This is a genomic window from Granulicatella sp. zg-84 (genome assembly GCF_010892375.1).
Classification (GTDB): domain Bacteria; phylum Bacillota; class Bacilli; order Lactobacillales; family Aerococcaceae; genus WM01.
This window is the reverse complement of the sequence record NZ_WNJX01000031.1, coordinates 1-18,810: the sequence shown is the minus strand read 5'-3', so window position 1 is coordinate 18,810 and position 18,810 is coordinate 1. Positions and strand designations below refer to the sequence as shown.

Sequence of the window (18,810 nt, the reverse complement as noted above, 5' to 3'; positions counted from 1 at the left end):
CCACATACGATGTCGTTCATCAATTAAGAGATGCTTTACATAATAGAGATTTTGACCGATTTGAAGAAATACTCATATGGGCTAAACAGGAAGCTATTTCTCCTGGTTTACGTAGAGTATTAAGAACGTTCAAAGGGTATTTACCCTATATTAAAAACACCTTTATCTACCATCATTTGACTAACGGTGCACTTGAAGGAATCAATCATAAAATTAAGGTACTTAAGAGAAATGCCTATGGTTATCGTAACTTTTCACATTTTAGAAATCGTATTTTATTCATGTGTAAGTTATATGTACCATATACCGTACCATCTACTTCACTAGTTGCTTAATAGTTTAAGTCAAAAGTGACGTACGAATAACTCCTTCCCCGCACAACGTAGGGGAAGAGACATGTATCGTATACATTTCGGTGAGCCGTACATCACTTTGTGACTTAAAATAAAAAGATAGTGACGTAACATTTGTGACATCACTACCTTTTATGAGTCATCAACCCTATTTGACATAGAGCCTGAAATCAAAAACAAACGGACATCTCAAAATGTCCGTCTGTCACTCATTATTCTTCTTTATCATCCCTACGTCTTTTTTTCCAAGCAATAAGGAAAAGTCCCAATGCTAAAACTCCTACGCCAACAGCGATAGAAATCTGTTGTTCACCTGTGAAAGGAAGAAATACCGTAGATGCTTTTGTTAACACCGTTGTCGTTGTTTCATCCTTTTTGTTAGGTGGAAATACCGATTTTATGTTATTGTGAAACACAATATCACTTTTGGCAGTTTCACCAGATTTAACAGCAATAATTTTAGCTGTTAATCCATTCCCAACATCATTCAATACGCGTACCAAGACGGTATACTCACTTGAATCATAGTCAATCAATGGATTATCTCCTACTTTTTGTTTTACCGTATACGTATAGTCACCGACTCTTGTATACGTAAATCCTTTAAAGTAAGCTGTCGTATTCGCTTTAACGTCAAGTTCTTTTTCTGTACCGTCCTCAGATGTTAGGACAGCTTTAAAAACCGTTTCTTTATAGTAATTGGTATGATCATCTATCTGAATAGTCGCAGGAATATTCATTTCGTAGCCGGCAGACTCGGCAAAAGCGTCCACTTTATCCACCAGAGCAAATAACATGATAATGGTTACGAAATAAGTAATAATTTTCTTCATGTTTATATCTAACTCCTTTCTGACTAATTATTTCAAACTGATTCGCCCAAATACCAAAATACGTCCGTTTGTTGTGGTATCCGAACAAGTTGATAAACAAATCAACTGATCTGTTGGTTGAATACCAATTTCTCGATAATGCACAGCGTTCTTTTTAACGTGCTCAAAAACTTTCATAGCATCTCGGCTTGTCACATTATAGACAATTTCATCAGAAGCTACTGTTCTCATTGTCGCAAAAATACTCACACGGAATTCTTTTTCAAGTGCTGACAATGTCCCTGTTTGATGTTTATCAAAAAAATCTTTTTCTAAGAAATTTTCTAAATCACCAAACATCGCTCTATTGCTCATGTGATGCCCATAAATAACCGTATATGGATCAGTAAAATCTCGACTATTTTGAGAATCTAAAAAGATAGCACCAGATAAGGAAAAATTTCCATAAACATCTTTGTTAATATACTCTAATGTTGTTTTTCCAATAACAAGTGGATAATCAATATGCGTATCATCAATGGTTAGCCAACCACACACGTCAGCGTTGATTTTTTGTAAATCCACTAAGGATAATGGACTATCCTGATGTGGTTTATACGCCAATAAATCTTTAGATACAAAGGCACCTTGGCTAATTCTCATATTATCCCAAAGACAATAGCTACCAAAAAGTAACATAAGAATGGCTAAGAACAAGAAACACTTTTGAATCACTCGATTCCCCGCTCGTGCAAATATAGCAGCTTGTTCCATGAATTATTTCCTAATTATTCTTCTTCTGAACGTCTACGTAAGCTGAAGATAAGCATACCAGCTGCTGCCGTTACTAATAACACATATGGACCATATTCAAGTAATAAACCTGTTGGTGTTGTGATTTCTTTTTCGTTAATGAATAACACTGTATCATTCGCAGATATTGTTTTATCTGCAACAGCACTACCTACAATTTCATCAACTACGTTTTCACTAAGTTTATATTTTGTTGTATATCCATCATTAGTGTATGATTCCTCTGTGATAGTCACTTTATCATTTGATGATAAACCAGTGATTTCTGCATATTGGTCATGTTTTAATTTAATACTTACTTCTGAACCGCCACTTACAAGTTGAACTGCATCACGGTTATCACTGAATTTCACATTATATTTTTCACCGTCATCACCGACAACTTTTAATTTGAACGTAAATTCTTTTTGTTTGTCCCCTTGGTTACCACGAACTTCTTTTTTAACTTTTAATTTGCTTAACACTTTTTTAGGATCGTTATTTTGATTTGGTTCTGGGTCTGGATTATTGTTTGGGTTTGGGTTATCTAGAGTTGGTACGATTGGCGGAGTGTCAGTAGGATTCACACCATAGTCATTGATAAATGCGCCACCAAGTGCATCTTTTACTTTGTTATTATCTTTGTTAACAAATGTATAAGCGTACACTTCCATAGTACCATTTGCACCATTTTTTACATACACATCAAAATATTTTTTATCTGTACGATAATTCATACCTGCGTAGTTACCTACTGTTTCACTAATTACATAACGGTATACACCTGGAGCTTTAAATTTATCATTATTAATTTTTAATTTTGCTTTCTCTGCTGAATAAATCACGTTTTTTTCTAATGATGATTCTACTTCAGGTTTTAAGCTAATTGTATCTTTTTCAAAAGTAACCCCACCCTCAGGTCCTGCTAAAACAGCATTGTTTTGATCATTTGCATTCGCAGCTTCACCTGATTCGATTGTAAAGGTAAAGTCTGTTGCCGGACCGTAAACACCTCTTTCTTTACGTACCCATTTTTGGAACTCTAGGTGCTTTGGCACAGCTGCATTTTCTTCCGCACGAGCCACACTTGGAACATTTGATGCTAATAAACTTAAAGCTAAAGCTGACACGGCAAATTTTTTGATATTTTTCATAGTTATATCTTTCTCCTCATTTAAATATTAGATTTTCTTAAAATAGTAATAACTTTTCCTTTTATCATGTGAATGTTGACTGGTCCAAAATAACGACTATCTTTGCCACCCTCACGATAATCTGCAAGAACAAACACTTCTTCATTCGATAACTGAAGTGGATATGTCACACGAGAATCATATTGAGCTGTTGTTTGATAAATATAGCTTTCTGTCAACAAACTATCGTTTACTTTCACATAATTATCTCTTGTAATCTCTACCTTTTCACCAACTGTTGCAATAACACGTCCTAAATAATGTTCGCCATCTTTTTCAAAGTAAATGACGTCGCCACTACGCACACTCTTTTCTAAGCGATAATATAAGAATATATCTCCCGCACTCATACGAGGCATCATTTCATCATTTGGAACTGAACTCAGCCCAAAAACAAAACCAAAGAGGAGATACACACTCCCTAGCAATAGAATAAGATGTTTAAAAAATCGACTAATGTCCTCTTTATCACGCAATCTCTTTAAACGTTGCTTAATAATATCCTCAACAGTTTGTTCTTTAATAGATTTCCTTTTTTTCATCATGATGACTCCTTCTAGCATTGATGAGATTATCACGCTCTGCCAGTAAGGCCTCATACTTTGCATCGTGTATTGCGATTAATGTTTGATACTCTTGTTGCAAGTTAGCTAATTTTCTCCAAACATCCTTTTCATCTACACCGAAAAAGAATTTCTTTTTGAATTTTAATTTTTTGAAAAAGGCAAGTAATTCTGTTTCACTCTTAATCGTCATAGTGTCTACCTCTTTTTTGGAAAAGTACGATATATAAAATAGCTATGAGTGCAAATCCACTTAATAGCATTGCAGGGACACTATCAAAAAATAGTCCTGTAGGTGGAGAAGCAATCTTCGTATTTTTAAAGACGACATGAGCATTATCACTCGTTTCACCCACTTCATACTCCCAGATTTTTACTCCATTTCTATCCGCTAAACTACCTAATAGTTTTTTCTCCATTACGTTTGGATTATTCAATGCAAATTTCCATGTTTCGACATCTTGAACATGATCATTCTTTACTTCTGCAATTCGAATACCGGCACCCTCTGGTAAAACAGTAAAACGTTTGTTTGGATCTGGTTGATCTGCCGTTATTTGTTCTAAAGTTTTTGTTTCACCCGGACGAAGCGTAAAACTTCCGTTTATACTACTCCGAGATTCAAATACGGAACCAGGTAGATGGATTTTATAGTGAAAAGTAAATTCTCTATTAGGTGTATTATTATCAATCTGATTACCATCAACTTCTTTTTTCACGGTAATCAGCGCTTCACGTTGCCAACGCGCATACAAAGCATTTTCGCTTTCTTTGTTTAACGTATCGACATGAAACTTGTCTCCAGTTTGAGCGAATTCAGTATTCCCTGTCGGTTGAGTAGACCACCCTAAGAATTTATATCCTGCTAAAGTTAATTTATTCCCAAAGAATTTAGCTGAATTATTTCCACCAATTTTTGCATTATCATCATTCGCCTCAAATTGTTGAACTAAAGGATTTGGCTGTTGTCTTGAATAAAGTGATGGATAATTAAAATGATAGGTCACATCTACTTTTCTGTTTTCTGACCACTGTGCATACAAATGTGCATCCCCAGCAGGTAATGGAATAGCATCTCCCGGATAATAAGTCGTCCCTGTCCCATCAGCTTTCGTATTCCAACTAACAAAACCGTCTGACGTAGCCGGTGCTCTCCAGCCCCAGTTCGTTTCTATTTTCTCAACTTTACCGTCAACATCTGGAAAATCCGAATTTGTTGCTTTTTTTATTTCTCCAGTTGCCGTATTTGGATGATAATACAAATTAGCAACCGTTGTCGGTATCCATTGTGCAACCAAGGTAATATTTCTATTCACTTCTGAATTGAAACTATACAAATTACCATTTAGTTTCCAACCGGCAAACCGATAATTTGGTCGTGTTGGGTCTGTTGGTTTTTGCGCACTGTCTCCTGACGCAAGTGGCTGACTTGGAACAGGTGAACCACCATTGCTATCAAAAGTTACAGTCACATCAACCGGTTTCCAAATCGCATATAACACTAAATTACTTGCATCCATTTTATAAGAACCATCAAATTTTATAAATTTAGAACCAGCTGGGTCTAATGCCCACCCTTTCCAAACGTAATGTGACGGAATATTTGCCGGTCTACTAGGTTCATTTAAGTTATAAGAGGCATCTAATGTTGTACCATAAGGAATACCTGTTTTATTCCCAACTGTTGTCGCATTCCCATACTTATAATCAATAGTGTACCGTTTTCTATCTAAACGAACATCATAACCTATTCTCTTTGGTGCAAGTCGACTTCCCTCTGTTGCAGGAAAAAATCTATTTGCATTATGATCTGAAGCAGATACAATTTCATATCCTCTAAATTTATTGGTTAATGTAAAGGCCGTTCCACTTAGTTCAGCTTTTTGTCCATGCACCAAACGATATGAACCATCAGGTTCTTGAACATACCAATAAATTGTATAAGCATTTCTGTTATCTATAAGAGAGGTATATCTTAAATGAACGGTATAATTAGCAGGAGCTATCATATGTCGCTCCTCAAATCTAAAATCTGGCCAATAGGTTGTTGTAATAGTAACATCAGACCGTCTTCTCCCTGTATCAAATGTAAAGTGCGGTGTCCCATTCGTTAATTCAGGAAAATCAGTAATCGGTGACTCCCAAAGTCCGACTGATGTACGGAATGGTTTTTCACTTCTCTCTCCTTCGTAATAACGAACCGTTACTACCTTTCGGTCATAATAAACATTGATAATGGTTGATCCGTCACCTTTTACTGTATCATGACTTCTTTCAGCATAAGAAAATCCAAATCCTTGCTCATTCTCTGGAGCAATAGATGTAGGTGTCGCACTGCCCGTATCGACATTAGATACAACTGTACTCTTCCAATAATCATAGTCATCATGAGTCGGATCAGCTTGCCCAAGGGGATGTGTTACTTTTTGTTTCCAATAAACAATCGTATAACTTGTTTTACTTGGTGTCCATTTAGCATAAATCGTTGTATCACGTTGCGGTCTAGCATCCCAGTTAAATGGGACTTTTAATTCTTTATCCGCAAACCACCCTGCAAATGTGTACCCTTTTCTAACTGGATCTGCTGGTTTTTTGGTTTTATTTTGTTGATTGGCTAAAACATAAACTGGAGAAAGTGACTCTGCTCCATTTGTCTCAAAATAAATCCAGCGGGCCGGTTGTATAATTGGATAAAGATCCATATCCGACGTCACAGGTGTACCCTCAGCAACCGGTGTACGTCCATCTAATGTTCTCGACCAACCTGTCAACACTTTTCCATCATCTGCTACAAAAGGAATATTTTTAAAATCTAATACATCATTACCGTCTGAACGTGGATATTTTTGTGTAAACCACGCTGGTGCACCTTGTTGTGATTTAGATAAGTACCGTACAAAATACGCTTTTTGATATCGTGCATATAGTTTAGTTTCTTGGTCGTTTCTCAATGGACCTTCTACTGTAAATTTATTATCCTCAAACTTTGTTCCACCTGTTTGAGCAGTATACCAACCTGTAAACACATACCCATCTTTGTATACTGTTGGTGGCTTGCTTAGTTTTTCTCCAGTAGATAGTCTACGAACATATAACTCTTGCCCTTGTTCATCATAAAAACGATACGTATGAACTTTATGACTACTTAATCCCGTTCCTATGTAAACAGAGAAACTTTTTGCGTCAAAAGTAACGGTATCATCTTGCGTTTCTTTTGGTATCACTTCCTCCTTTTGTTGAGTATCCCCTTCAACGTGATAAATCTTAATATTCGAAGCATTTTCAAGAACGGGGTTTGACACACTTACTTGAATACTATCAGACTCTTTTGGATTAAAAACACGCCCATTTGTATCATAAATCGTAATGTCATAAGCAAACAAAACTGTTTCAGCCCCTGTCGGTACTTCAGCAGGATATGCTTTGACAGTCGCACCTTGTGGCATTTTCCCACTCAATGTAATAGCACTAACTTCTTCTGCCAATTCTTGATAACTAGCATCTTGATAGATAGTTGCTTGTAATGTTTGATCCACCGTATCGACATCGTATTCACTACTAAGATTTCCAGCTATATTGGAATTATCTTGTTCTGTTTGCTGTTCTTCGGCAAATAATGTCCCTGAATAGTACAAATTTGTCGATTGTACAACTAATAACAGAACTGTAAACCAAATCAACCATTTTTTCTTTACAGTTTTCACATCTACATTTCTACCCTCTTTCTTTAATAAAATAAACCACTAAAAATACCCCCCCCCCGAGTTTTTCGGGTTTGGGAGGCATCGCTGCTACGTCGACTAACAGATGTTATTTTATCATCTTGAGTATTGTTGTCAATAGAAATCTTAAAATTATTTTATTCAAATTTTATTAAAAATTTATATTATACATATTTTTTCTTTATAAAACATAAGATATATTCCACTTCGTTCGACTTTTATTTTTTATAAAACCTTATTATAACAACAAGTTTCTCACCCCTTTTATCCTCTATTACTTTTTCATTTTATTTGTCGTGAATATTTTCTAATAAATTTATAAAAAAATTTAAGTTCAAAAAAATGACAGCGTTTTACTTTTTAATTGACACATCTCCTTCACATTGTTACCATTAGTGTATACAAAATCTATCATATACGAAGAGGACAAAACAATGACAGCGACGCTTTCAAATGAGGACATTATTACCGAAATTATTAATTTAGAAGCTATTTTAAATTTACCAAAAGGGACGGAACATTTTGTAAGCGACGTCCATGGAGAATATTTTGCTTTTCAATATATTTTGAGAAACGCATCGGGAAATGTACGTGCGAAATTAAATGATTTATTTGGTGGGCGACTGACCACTTCGGATATTTCACAGCTGACAACATTGATTGTTTATCCAGAAGAAAAATTAAGCCTCATTCAAGACAGTATGGAAGATTCTCTTTTGAAAAACTGGTATGCGGTTACAATTTATCGTTTGATCGAATTTTTAGAATTTGTTGCGAGTAAGTATACACGTTCAAAAGTAAGAAAAGCATTACCTAGTCGATTTGTTTATATTATCGAAGAACTACTTTATAAAAGTAATGTAGGAGGAGATAAACAGAAATATTATAGTGCCATTGTTGACAATTTGATTGCGTTAGAACAAGCAGATGACTTAATTATTGCTCTGTCCTATGTAATGCAACAACTGATTGTCGACCATTTGCACGTCGTTGGTGATATTTACGATCGCGGCCCTGCTCCCGATGAAATTATGGAAACACTCATGCACTATCATTCTGTCGATATCCAGTGGGGAAACCATGATATTTTATGGCTTGGTGCCGTTTCTGGCTCGCTTGTGTGTATGGCAAATGTTATTCGTATTTGTGCTAGATACAATAATTTAAGCATTATTGAAGATAGTTACGGTATAAATCTACGTCCTTTATTTACATACGCAGAAAAATATTATAAAGACTTCCCTAACTTTAGACCTAAATTACTACCCAACCAAACACTTGGGGAAGAAGAAGCAAAACAAATTTCTAAATTACATCAAGCCATTACGTTTTTACAATTTAAACTAGAAAGTCAAATCATTAAACGTCGTCCTGAATTTGATATGGCAAATCGCCGTCTTCTAACACAAATTGACACAAAACACAATACCATTACATTGGACGGAAAAGAATATCCATTACAATATTTTGATACATCTATGCTGAATGACAATGACCCCGAAGCCTTAACCGATGAAGAACGTCATATTTTAGCGAAATTAAATCGTTCATTCCAAAACAGCGAAAAACTAAAACGCCATATGGATTTTTTACTAGAGGTTGGAAGTCTATACACTCTTTACAACGGAAATCTACTCTACCACGGTTGTGTGCCCCTAACAGAAAATGAACAATTTGCTTCGTTGACATTGGAAAATCAAAAATACCATGGTAAAGCTCTTTTTGATAAATTTGAAAGCTATGTACGGTATAGTGCTGCTCATCCACACATACAAGATGATTTCTCAACGGATATGATGTGGTATTTATGGACCGGAAAATATTCTTCTTTATTTGGTAAAGATGTCATGAAAACATTTGAAAGATATTTTATCCAAGACAAAGAAACACATGCAGAAAATAAAAATAAATACTACTCTGCACGTGAAAACTTAGAAACAGTCAAAATGATTTTAAAAGAGTTCGGTGTACCTACAAAAGATGGGCACATCATTAACGGTCATACACCAGTTAAAGAAATCAAAGGCGAATGTCCAATTAAAGCAAATGGTAAAATGATTGTGATTGACGGTGGTTTTTCTCTACCTTACCATAAAACAACAGGTATCCACGGTTATACTCTTTTATATAATTCTTATGGCATGCAGCTTATCACGCATAAACATTTTGACACAAAAGAAGTGGCTTTAAGAGAAGAAACGGATGTTTTATCTACAAAACGTATTGTCGACCGTGTACTCGAAAGAAAACGTGTCCGAGATACAACTGTTGGCAAACGACTGCAAGATCAAATTAACACACTATATGCATTATTAAATAAAGAATAATAAGTAAGCCCCCGATATTTTTGTATCGGGGTTTGCTTATATCAAAATAATTACGATATGTGATTTTTATCACAAATTAGGACTTTTTATTAAAAATTTTAAATGTAAATAAAATAAACAAACTACTTTATTTCTTTAAAACATTGGTATATAATAGGTTTGTAATAAACATTTGAGTAATTTCTCAAATGTGAATAAAATCACTAATAAGAAGGAGTGTTTATATGAGAGCAGCAGTTGTCACAAAAGAAAGTAATGGTCGTGTGGAGATCGTTGAAAAAGAAACACCAAAAGTAGGTTACGGAGAAGCATTGGTTGATGTGGAATACTGTGGTGTGTGTCATACAGATTTACACGTAGCACATGGCGATTTTGGTCAAGTACCTGGTCGTGTTTTAGGTCATGAAGGAATTGGTATCGTTTCTGAAATTGGTCCAGGTGTTACTAGCTTGAAAGTTGGAGATCGTGTTAGTATTGCATGGTTCTTTGAAGGTTGTGGTAGTTGTGAATACTGTACAACAGGACGTGAAACATTATGTCGTAAAGTAAAAAATGCAGGATACAGTGTTGACGGTGGTATGGCTGAACAATGTTTAGTAACAGCTGATTATGCTGTTAAAGTTCCTGAAGGATTAGACCCAGCACAAGCAAGTTCTATCACATGTGCAGGTGTTACAACTTACAAAGCAATTAAAGTTGCTGATGCAAAACCTGGTCAATGGATTGCGATTTACGGTTGTGGAGGTTTAGGAAACTTAGCTATCCAATACGCTAAACATGTTTTCAACGCTCATGTTATTGCGATTGATGTTAATCAAGACAAATTGGATTTAGCTTTAGAAGTAGGTGCTGATATTGCTTTGAATGCAAAAGAAATTAGCGACACAGCTGCATATATTCAAGAAAAAGTTGGCGGTGCTCACTCAGCTGTTGTAACAGCCGTTTCTAAAGTAGCATTCAACGACGCTATTAACTGTGTACGTGCAGCAGGTAAAGTTGTTGCTGTTGGTTTACCTTCAGAAACAATGGACTTACCAATCGTTAAAGCTGTTTTAGACGGTATCGAAGTTATCGGTTCTCTAGTTGGTACACGTAAAGACTTGGAAGAAGCATTCCAATTCGGTGCAGAAGGTAAAGTCGTACCAGTCGTTCAAACACGTGCTTTAGACGAAGTAAACGATGTCTTTGAAGAAATGGAAAACGGAACAATTCAAGGACGTATGGTTATCGACATGAAAAAAGAATGCAGCGGATGTGCTTGCTGTAACGGATAATTTAGTATGTTTAACAACAACCCCGTAGCCAATTGTGGCTACGGGGTTGTTGTTTTCTATAATATTGGCAAATCTTATTTCTTCATATATCTCTAATATACAAAATATTCATATCAACTAAAAAGAGTGACGACATCTTGTCATCACTCAAAATATTTCTAAATATAAACAATATTTAACTCTCCGAATTGAACATTACCATCTATCATAAGTGTTTTTTCATAGGCAAGAATATTTTGTGCTTGGGTAACTTCTCCTAGAAAAACTGTCACATTATTGATGACTTGCCAATTTTTTGGAATAAATAAAGTCATTTCTCCAAAGGACACAGTCACATGTATTTGTGCTTGGCTATCTCGTATTTTTGCATCATCAAAAAACACTTTACTTTCTCCAAATGAACAACTAAAGGACATACCGTCTACGTTATTCGTATGCACATATTTTGTACTACTTGAAAAAGATGTACGACTAACTGAATGTGCTTTTTCATCATACATACCATCTCTTACTTCTTCAAAATCATCACCGTCAATAATAGATTCATTTTGAAATTTCGCATGATAATACACTTTTTTTGGTTTATACTGCTCAAAAATCATCGTGATACCAACGTAAGCTAAAACAGCTGATAGTATAACTGTCCAATATGGTATATCTACAAATTTAAATTCATGATTGTAGAACAAAAATCCTGCAACACAAGAAGTGAACACACCAAATAAATTACGTCCCATAATACTTTTAATCAGCCAATTTAATAAAAACACCGTTACAATAATAAGCATCAACGGTATATTTGGTACCACTTTAAAATAATGCAATATTACTAATACCGATAAGAATAGAAAACCCAAACCCCATAATTGTTTTTTCATTGTTTTACCTCGTTTCATTTAATCTATCTTTTAATGTTTTATAGTAATGTCTAGACACATGCACTTGTTTATGTGTCTTATAAAAAGAAATCGTACTCGTTCCAGAAAAAGACTTATCCAATGCATAAATCTTTTTGGTGTTGACAATAGTCGACTTGGAAATACGCACAAACTCAATCGGCATATTTGATTCTATCTCGTATAATTTTAATTTGATTGTATACGTATCCCTCTCTGTATGTGCACACACAACATTTCCTTGCGTTTCAAAAAATAGTATATCTGAAATTGGTATATAATATTCGCTATTTTCTTTATAAAACACAAAATTTAAAGAACGCTTTGCACTCATCTCAATAGCTCTTTGTAAATTAGCAAGCCGTTCATCAAATGCCGGTGCCTTGATAATGACTTCAATATCTTGAAGTAATTCATCCAACTCTATAATTACCCTCAACCATACTCTCTCCTTTCGCATCGTTTTCTTCCTGTGTATTTATATCATATATAATTTCAATGCGTATGACCATAATAATCCCTCATTTCTTTATAAAAAGTATATCTTTTCCTTGTTAAAAAAGATATATTTTCACGACAAGTGGTATAAATCAGCATATAAGTGGTATAAAATACTCGGTCAAAAACATTTTAGAACAAAAGTTAATATATGTCATATATCAAAAATAATCATCTTTCATACTCTTACTGATAGGACATTATTACTTTAGAATATAATTATAAAAATTTATTTTTTAGCTATGGTATTTTTCTATCTGATATTAAAAAACAAATAGCTAGGCATCAATCTATACAAACAGATTGATGCCTAGCTATTTTGTTCTTTACTAAACCTCATCTTTTTAGAATGATGATACACGCTTAAGACACATCGTCTAAACATTGTTTTTAGTAAAATAGTCTAATTAGAATTTCTTTTTTGAATGACCCCCCTACTTTTTTATTGTATATTGAAATTTAGTATTATTTATTGATGACAATAGTTATTATAATAATCGGTTATTGATACGATTTGATATGCAACTAAATATTATAGAGCCCAACTTTTATAATTTAAGAGCTAAAATACTCATTGTGAATCGGTTATTTAAAAAGAAAAAAACTCATTATCTATTGATAAAGTTGCTTCATTTTTAGTCACCGACACCATTTCACATACACTCAAAAAAGCAGGCTCTTCGTCAAATCGTGTTGGTGGATTATTCCCACCAACACGATTTATTATAGAACAAAAAACGCTAGTGTTTGACACACTAGCGTTTTTAACATATTACTCATCATCATCGTCATCTGTTTGTAATAAAGCATTGACATAACAAATGTTTTCTTTTGTGTTTGCGATAAGATCTGTTTCTTGTCCAACGAGAACACTATTGATAAAACCAATAACCATTGGCATGCTCATACCTGCATATAAATCAAATGATTTTGCACCTGACATCAATAAGCGTGACGCCACATTACAAGGCGTTCCACCCATTAAATCAGCAAATACAGTGTATTCTTCTAATCCGTCTGTTAATGCTTCAAATTTTTGTTGAAAATCTTCAGGACCTTCTGACGGTAATAATGGAATAGCATGAATATAATCTTGCGGTCCCATAATCATTTCTGTACTTGCCTTTAGTGCTTCACAAAAGACACCATGACTAATTAAGATTAAATGTTTTGACATAATTTTCTCTTTTCTATTTTGCAATAATTGGCATATTTACTAGATGACCTAAACCAGCTAAAGCAACAATCAACGCGATAACAATAAAGATTGCTTTAGTTGATGTCATACCTTTTTTACCTAATAACCAGTATACAAAACCTGTTACAGCAAGTGGTACTAATTTAGGGAAAATAGAATCTAGAGTATTTTGAATATTGATTTTAACACCAAATACTTCTGGTACAGCAACGAATTTAATGTTTACCATTGTTGCAACTAAGGCACCAACCATGAATACCCCTAATAATGTTGCCGCATCTGTTAAAGCTGCTAAACGAGCTTGCATTGTTGTTACTAGAGAAACCCCTTCTTTGTGGGCAAACTCTAATTGTTTCCAACGGAAGAACATAATTGCAATATTTGCTAAAATCCAGATTAGGATACCAAATGGTGTTCCGTTGTTTTTACCGCCAACTTCTTGTACAGCCATATTGGCAGCAATCGCACCAAAGATAGCTGGAATTGTTGAACCGAAAATTGCATCCCCAATAGAAGCGAATGGTCCCATTAAACCAGTTTTAATACCTGAAACAGCTTCTGCTGAGTCTACACCTTGTTCTTCTTCTAAAGCTAAGTCAATACCTGCAATAATTGTATGGAAGAATGGAGATGTATTGAAGAATTGAGAATGAGTTTTCATCATTGTTTTCAATTCTGGTGTTCCGTCACCGTACATTTTACGTAATTGAGGTAAAATCATGTATAGATAGCTTGACGCTTGCATACGTTCATAGTTCCAACCCCATTGATATGTAAATAAACTACGACGGTTAATTTGATTAAAATCTTCTTTTGTTAATTTGTAATTAGATTTCGTCATCGTCAACTTCTCCTTCCGCTGCTGAACTTGCTACTGCTCCTGATGGAACATTAAAACTATTTTTGAAATGAATAGATGCTAAAGCAAAACCAATTAAAGCAACACCTAAAACTGGTAAACCTTGGAATACACCAGTAAATTCTTTAGACAATCCTGCTACAGCTCCACCTAATGTTTGTACTGAAGCAAATAGTACGCTTAACATTGCTGTTAACACAAACCCTAAAATTAAATAAGGGAAGTGTTTTTTCACTGGTAAGTAACGTAATAAGATAGCAAAACCGACACCAGGTAAAGCACCACCGGCTACTGTTAAACCAGTTGCTAACCAAGGAATATTTGTGTTAATAAAGTCAATGATACCTTGAACAGCACCTTGACCTAAAGCTAATGCAAAGAATACTGGTAATGCACGTGATAATGCCCAAGGGAAAGCACCTAATAGGTAGTCACGTTCAATTGCTTTATAGTTGAAGTTTTCAATATCTCTATCAATTTTGTGTTGGAAGAATGTTGTTAAGAAACGACCTAACACGTCAAATTGGATAAGTAATGTTGCTACTGGTACCGCAATAGTTGCGATTGCTTGTTGTGGGTCAATTTTGAATGCTACTGAGAATGCTGTTGCTAAAACTGCTCCTGAGTTAGCATCAATACGTGAAGCCCCACCGAATGTTCCAACACCTAGAACAACTAATTGTAAGCTACCACCAATAAATAGACCTGTTTGTAAATCTCCCATAACTAACCCTGCTACACAACCTGCAAAAACTGGTGACCCAGCTGATGATACGATTGTTAATTCATCTAAAATTTGATATGCAGCATATAAAGTTAGTAATAATATTTGCCACCAATGAATCATAAATAATTCCTCCTAATAAAAATATACTTACTTATTTATTTAATAATTTCATAAAATCTTCCACCGGATCACTTGGAACCATTTGTGCGACTAATTTAACTCCTTTCTCATTCAATTTTCCAAATGCTTCGATGTCAGCATCTACAACATGAATTGTTCGTGTTACTGGTTTAGTTTCAGGTGTTTGTGACATATTACCAACATTTAATTCTGGAATTGTCACACCTGCTTCTACTAAACGTAGGAATCTGTCTGGTTTGCGTGCTACAATCAATAAACGTTGAGAGTCATATTTTCCCTCTAGAATATTATTGGCAGCCTTTTCAATAGGCAGCACACTCAATTTAACACCAGGTGGTGTTGCTAATTTTAGACCGCTTTTTTCAATAGCGTTTTCAGCAACTTCATCATCAATAACCATAATACGTGAAATATTAAGTTTTGTTGACCATAAATTTGCTACTTGACCGTGGATTAAACGGCCGTCAATACGACATGCAACGATAGCCATATTTTCTCCTCCTTAATATATGAACATATTGTTTTCACACTCTTATTTTACCACTTTTTTCAAAAACAGCAATCGTTTTCAATAAAAAAATCAAAATTTTCATCAATTTTTTATAATTGGTTGATGTGATAAACAAATATTCGATTGATAAACACCTTCTGTTTCAAACACCACAATATCATTTTTTCCTTGTTTCCATACACCACTTGGTGCATATAAACTCATGATTGGCCCAACTTCCCAAAAACGTCCGATATGATAGCCGTTAATAAATACAGCCCCCTTTCCAAATCCTGTCATATCAACAAAAGTATCCAGTGGATCTTCTATTTCAACACTATATTTATAAAATGCAGGTTGATTTTCTACCCACTCTTTTGAAAAATCGACATCTGTCACATTATCCAAAGGCAATGTATAATGCTCCCAATTTGTTAGAAAATGTAAGTCTGCCGTCACACCTGTACGGATACCTTTATGCTGTGTGTCCGCCAGTAGTTTATGCCCGTAATTGACACGTCCCATATTTTCCACAAGAATATCTATTTGATTTTCTTTTTCTGGTACGTTTGTTAAAATATCTTCACCTACATCAAACTGATATTGTGTAACAATGTGTTTCCCATTTAAATAAAATTGTATTCTATCGCTGGCATCAATCACTCTATATCGTTCTTCTTGTGCATCTTGTTCAAGTTTTGTACGATATAATGTGTACCCAACATTTTGTCCTAAAGCTTCCATTGTTTTTGGGTATTTTGCGTAAATCGGATCCGCAATAGAGTGAAGCGTGTTAAATAAACTTACTTTGCTCTCCAACGGAATATCACAAATAGCCATTGTTCCTTTCACAAGAGGTGCTTTTTGTACCAAATGTGGAAATTTTTCTTTTAACATCTTAGAAACAGCCATATATTTCGCTGTCGGATTACCTTGTTCATCTAATAGGGCATCATAATCATAAGATGTTACTTGCGGCAAATCTTTTCGTCCACGGGCAGAACATCCATTCATAAACCCAAAGTTTGTACCACCATGGAACATATATAAGTTAATACTTGCCTGTTTCATGACATCGTAAACGGCTTGTGCTAATTCTTCTGGATCGCGTCTAATCACAGGCTCATTCCAACGATTAAACCAACCATCCCAAAATTCCATACACATCAATGGGAATGTCTTTCCATATTCTTCAAAAAATGCTTTTAAATTCCCAAAATTTTCATCTGCTTTGGAACCAAAATTACCCGTTGGTAAAATATCGTCTTCAATCATACTCCCTGCTCGCAACGTTGCTCTCCATGCGCCATCAGAAGTAAATAAAGGAACTGTTATCCCTTTTTCTCGCATTAGTTGCTTTATTCCCCTTAAATACTCTTTATCTTCACCGTAAGAGCCGTATTCGTTTTCTATCTGACACATCAATATATTCCCACCATTGTCGAGTTGGTGAGGTACTAATTTAGATAATAACGTATCATAATAATTAGAAACGTACTGTAAATAACGTTCATCACTAGAACGGATACGTATCGACTCCTCTAATAACCAAGCAGGAAAACCACCAAATTCCCATTCAGCACAAATATAAGGAGACGGTCTAACAATCGCATATAATCCTATTTCCTGTGCAAGTGTCAAAAACTTTTCAATATCTAATCCATTGTCAAAGTGATATTCATTTTTTTTAGGTTCATGAAGATTCCAAGGAACATACGTTTCAACTGTATTAAATCCTAGCGCCTTCAAATTATACAAAGAGTGATACCAATCTTTAGGGTGAACTCTAAAATAGTGAATCGCCCCTGACAAAATATGAAACGGTTTACCATCCAAAAGGAATGTATCTTTAATTTCAAACCGTGTCATAGTTCCACCTCCATCACACTACATTATGTTAATATAATAATTCTCATTTTTTTATTTGTCAATATGCACATTATGGATTATCATAATATTATAATATAAAAAGGAGAATAATATGAGTATACCTAAATACCAACAAATAAAAATAGATCTAGAAACCCAAATCAAATCCGGTATTTTTAAAAATGGAGATAAATTTTACACAGAAGCTGAATTGGCAAAAATGTACCACGTCAGCTCGATTACAATTATTCGTGCTTTAAACGAATTAGTAAAAGACGGCTATGTTGTGCGTTATCAAGGAAAAGGGACATTTGTATCTCGTTCAAGAAAAGGAAAACATGTTGAATTTTCTGATATAGAAAAATTCTCGGCAGATGAAGATACCGTCACTGTTTTATCTATTACAAAAGGAAACGATCCTTTTTATTTAAAAATGCTACATTTATCAGCAAAAGAACATTATTTTTGTATCGAACGTGTTAGAACAGCAAATAACACGCCATATATTTACCAAAAAACGTATGTCAACAGTAAATTTATTCGTAAAGATATAGAAAATATGAACGAGTATTATACATCTATTTACACTCGTTTTAAAGATGACTTTAACATTGATATGGAAAGTCAACGCTTTAAAGAAACGAATGAAATTATGTTAAATCTACCTGAACATGTTCAAACAATTTTAGAGTTAAAAGATATGGAACCTGCTGTATTACAAATCAGACGAACAAAATCAAGTGTTTTTTCAAAACAAATTTTAGAATATGTTGAATCTTACAAACGATGGGATTTCTATAAATTTGAAATCAGTTCTCTATCTCATAAATAATTAGAAAATTTTACCGGTAGTTTCTATTCGCTAATACAATAAAAAACGGCTGTATAATTTTTAGGGTTGATGGCATAAGCCAGCAACCCTAATTTTATGTAGACAAAAAGGCAATTTTCTCTTAAATTAAAAGTACCACCAAATAATAAGGAGAAATTGCCTATGTCTAATATAACAGAAATCTTACTACAATTAAAGGATAAAAACATCACATTTGATCATGAAAACATATCAGAGTGTGACATTCGACATAAAAAATCATTG

Annotated in this window: 17 protein-coding genes; 4 read left to right on the top strand and 13 right to left on the bottom strand. The window is 34.5% G+C overall.

Going from position 1 to position 18,810, the window contains the following annotated elements; all coding sequences use genetic code 11:
• Nucleotides 1-335, top strand: a 335-nt coding sequence (locus tag GMA06_RS07070) for a transposase (RefSeq protein ID WP_163561595.1), incomplete at its 5' end; no start/stop codon positions are given.
• Between the two features lie 230 nt (nucleotides 336-565).
• Here GMA06_RS07070 and GMA06_RS07065 read toward each other — a convergent pair.
• The 6 genes from GMA06_RS07065 to GMA06_RS07040 are packed head-to-tail and all read right to left on the bottom strand — an operon-like array spanning nucleotide 566 to nucleotide 7,417.
• A complete protein-coding gene (locus GMA06_RS07065; RefSeq protein ID WP_163562152.1) occupies nucleotides 566-1,186 on the bottom strand; it encodes an FctA domain-containing protein in 621 nt (206 codons plus the stop codon).
• Between the two features lie 27 nt (nucleotides 1,187-1,213).
• Entirely contained in the window at nucleotides 1,214-1,939 is a 726-nt protein-coding gene (gene srtB, locus GMA06_RS07060) for a class B sortase (protein ID WP_163545390.1), read from the bottom strand.
• A 14-nt stretch (nucleotides 1,940-1,953) separates the two neighbouring features.
• The gene (locus GMA06_RS07055) at nucleotides 1,954-3,111 is read right to left on the bottom strand and encodes an FctA domain-containing protein (RefSeq protein ID WP_163545391.1); all 1,158 of its coding nucleotides are present in this window, start codon (nucleotides 3,109-3,111) and stop codon (nucleotides 1,954-1,956) included.
• 20 nt (nucleotides 3,112-3,131) lie between these two features.
• On the bottom strand, nucleotides 3,132-3,695 hold the full coding sequence (lepB, locus tag GMA06_RS07050; protein WP_205426273.1) for a signal peptidase I: 564 nt from the start codon (nucleotides 3,693-3,695) through the stop codon (nucleotides 3,132-3,134).
• The gene (locus tag GMA06_RS07045; RefSeq protein ID WP_163562151.1) at nucleotides 3,670-3,906 is read right to left on the bottom strand and encodes a hypothetical protein; all 237 of its coding nucleotides are present in this window, start codon (nucleotides 3,904-3,906) and stop codon (nucleotides 3,670-3,672) included. Before GMA06_RS07045 ends, lepB begins: the two co-directional genes overlap by 26 nt.
• Nucleotides 3,896-7,417, bottom strand: a complete 3,522-nt coding sequence (locus GMA06_RS07040) for an InlB B-repeat-containing protein (RefSeq protein ID WP_163562150.1) — start codon at nucleotides 7,415-7,417, stop codon at nucleotides 3,896-3,898. The genes GMA06_RS07045 and GMA06_RS07040 overlap by 11 nt, the downstream gene beginning before the upstream one ends.
• A 452-nt stretch (nucleotides 7,418-7,869) precedes the next feature.
• Between GMA06_RS07040 and GMA06_RS07035 the strand changes: the two genes are divergently transcribed.
• Complete coding sequence (locus tag GMA06_RS07035; protein ID WP_163562149.1) at nucleotides 7,870-9,762, top strand: fructose-1,6-bisphosphatase; 1,893 nt, start codon at nucleotides 7,870-7,872, stop codon at nucleotides 9,760-9,762.
• A gap of 224 nt (nucleotides 9,763-9,986) precedes the next feature.
• Nucleotides 9,987-11,036 (top strand): alcohol dehydrogenase AdhP, encoded by a 1,050-nt coding sequence (adhP, locus tag GMA06_RS07030; RefSeq protein ID WP_163545396.1) that lies wholly within the window; start codon nucleotides 9,987-9,989, stop codon nucleotides 11,034-11,036.
• Nucleotides 11,037-11,194: 158 nt separating this feature from the next.
• Here the strand turns inward: adhP and GMA06_RS07025 are convergent, their stop codons facing one another.
• The 7 genes from GMA06_RS07025 to GMA06_RS06995 form a co-directional block, all read right to left on the bottom strand.
• Nucleotides 11,195-11,914: a LiaF domain-containing protein gene (locus tag GMA06_RS07025; RefSeq protein ID WP_163545397.1), complete on the bottom strand. Its 720-nt coding sequence runs from the start codon at nucleotides 11,912-11,914 to the stop codon at nucleotides 11,195-11,197.
• A 4-nt stretch (nucleotides 11,915-11,918) separates the two neighbouring features.
• Entirely contained in the window at nucleotides 11,919-12,371 is a 453-nt protein-coding gene (locus GMA06_RS07020; RefSeq protein ID WP_163545398.1) for a LytTR family DNA-binding domain-containing protein, read from the bottom strand.
• Between the two features lie 831 nt (nucleotides 12,372-13,202).
• Nucleotides 13,203-13,607, bottom strand: coding sequence for a PTS fructose transporter subunit IIA (locus tag GMA06_RS07015; RefSeq protein WP_163545399.1), 405 nt, complete (start codon nucleotides 13,605-13,607; stop codon nucleotides 13,203-13,205).
• Between the two features lie 13 nt (nucleotides 13,608-13,620).
• Complete coding sequence (locus GMA06_RS07010; protein ID WP_163545400.1) at nucleotides 13,621-14,469, bottom strand: PTS system mannose/fructose/sorbose family transporter subunit IID; 849 nt, start codon at nucleotides 14,467-14,469, stop codon at nucleotides 13,621-13,623.
• Complete coding sequence (locus GMA06_RS07005) at nucleotides 14,456-15,334, bottom strand: PTS mannose/fructose/sorbose/N-acetylgalactosamine transporter subunit IIC (RefSeq protein ID WP_163545401.1); 879 nt, start codon at nucleotides 15,332-15,334, stop codon at nucleotides 14,456-14,458. Before GMA06_RS07005 ends, GMA06_RS07010 begins: the two co-directional genes overlap by 14 nt.
• 31 nt (nucleotides 15,335-15,365) lie before the next feature.
• Nucleotides 15,366-15,845 carry a PTS system mannose/fructose/N-acetylgalactosamine-transporter subunit IIB gene (locus GMA06_RS07000; RefSeq protein WP_163545402.1) on the bottom strand — a complete coding sequence of 160 codons (480 nt, stop codon included), beginning with the start codon at nucleotides 15,843-15,845 and terminating at the stop codon, nucleotides 15,366-15,368.
• 102 nt (nucleotides 15,846-15,947) lie between these two features.
• On the bottom strand, nucleotides 15,948-17,714 hold the full coding sequence (locus tag GMA06_RS06995) for a beta-galactosidase family protein (protein WP_163562148.1): 1,767 nt from the start codon (nucleotides 17,712-17,714) through the stop codon (nucleotides 15,948-15,950).
• 112 nt (nucleotides 17,715-17,826) lie between these two features.
• Here GMA06_RS06995 and GMA06_RS06990 point away from each other — a divergent pair, with 112 nt between their 5' ends.
• Complete coding sequence (locus GMA06_RS06990; RefSeq protein ID WP_163545404.1) at nucleotides 17,827-18,546, top strand: GntR family transcriptional regulator; 720 nt, start codon at nucleotides 17,827-17,829, stop codon at nucleotides 18,544-18,546.
• Nucleotides 18,547-18,810 lie beyond the last annotated feature (264 nt).